The organism is Alistipes sp. An66 (genome assembly GCF_002161445.1).
GTDB lineage: Bacteria > Bacteroidota > Bacteroidia > Bacteroidales > Rikenellaceae > Alistipes > Alistipes cottocaccae.
Map to the genome: position 1 here is coordinate 1 of NZ_NFHT01000044.1, position 1,295 is coordinate 1,295.

General features: G+C 40.8%; 1 protein-coding gene. It reads right to left on the reverse strand.

The genetic code is table 11. The features are described from left to right. Positions 1 to 36: 36 nt before the first annotated feature. Positions 37 to 1,200 (reverse strand): IS4 family transposase, encoded by a 1,164-nt coding sequence (locus B5G16_RS12410; protein WP_087264361.1) that lies wholly within the window; start codon positions 1,198 to 1,200, stop codon positions 37 to 39. Between the last annotated feature and the right edge of the window lie 95 nt (positions 1,201 to 1,295).

The following is a 1,295-nucleotide window of genomic DNA, read 5'->3' on the forward strand; positions in this document are numbered from 1 at the left end:
CATTAGCGTCCCGTTAAAATGGGACGAGTTAAACAATTAATCAAATAGCCCCGGAATAATGGGATTATATAGATCTTTGACATCATTGAAATTAGTCTTGTCGAACAGGTCACGCAAGTGGTTTTTATCTGTCAATGATATGCTGAGAATTTGCAAAACTTCATAGGTTGAACGTTTCAACTTCATATCATGTTGGACAATAGCCACAAGACAGTATGTGATAATAGCCACACTGATTTGTATGCGGACGGCGTTCTCTGTTGTGCCCCAGAATTTCTTTATCTTCAGATGCTGCTTAAGCCATTTGAAGAACAGCTCGATCAACCATCTTTTCTTGTAAAGATTGGCAACCTCCAATGCAGAAAGTTGTTTCGCATTCGTCAGAAAAGTGAACTCACGGTCGTCTTCTTCATCGTAATATCGGACGAGTCTGAATGACTCCGGATATTTTTTCTCGGAGAGATATCCGGTCAGTTTCACTTCCGCATCTGTCATTATGTTCTTTGGCATTCTTCGCTTCCATTTGACTGTCTTATACTTTAAATTCGTCTTGGCTCTGACAACAAAGAAAGAGGCCGTAAGATGTATCCTATAGAGTTCTTTAAAGGAGTCATAAGCCCTGTCGAATATATAATAAGCATTTGGTTCATAATAGATTGAAGACATCGCTGTAGAATCATGCTTTGATGCAGTGGTTACAGTATAGAAGGCAGGAACTTGTGCTTCAATGTCGTATAAGACATGAGCTTTCACTCCTCCTTTCTTGCTTCGGAACTTTGCCCACGGGAATGTTGCAAGACATAACGGAATCGTTGTTGAATCAAACGCATATTTCTTTCCGGAAATGTCAAGGATGTTGGTCGTCCGCTTCTCGCAGGCTTCCTTCATCATATAGAAAGCAAAGTCTTCGAAGATTCTGTAATCGCGGTTCTGGTTGGCTGTGGCAAGAGTTGTCTTGGCTATCGGTTCACGACCTAACCCAAGATGATATTGCTTGCCCCTATGCGCCTCGAAAGCAACGATTAAGTCTCGCAGGCTCTCACGGTTACTCAGTTGCCCAAACATCATTGCAAGCATCTGATTCCAGCAAGTGAAATGTTTCACATACCGGTTGCCATCATACTTGCGAACATAGTTGTTGAACTGAGTCCTGTTCAGAAAAGCGGTTAATTGAGAGAATACGTATTTGTCTTGGAACATAGCAGCCATTTGTATTAGACTGCAAAGTTGCAAAATCAAGTCCGTTTCATCTCAAGAAAACACGTAATTGACTATATTTCAATAATTTCAAAGAA

Excerpts from the sequence above, each read along its gene's own strand:
- B5G16_RS12410 (WP_087264361.1), bottom strand. The coding sequence starts at position 1,200 with ATGTTCCAAGACAAATACGTATTCTCTCAATTAACCGCTTTTCTGAAC.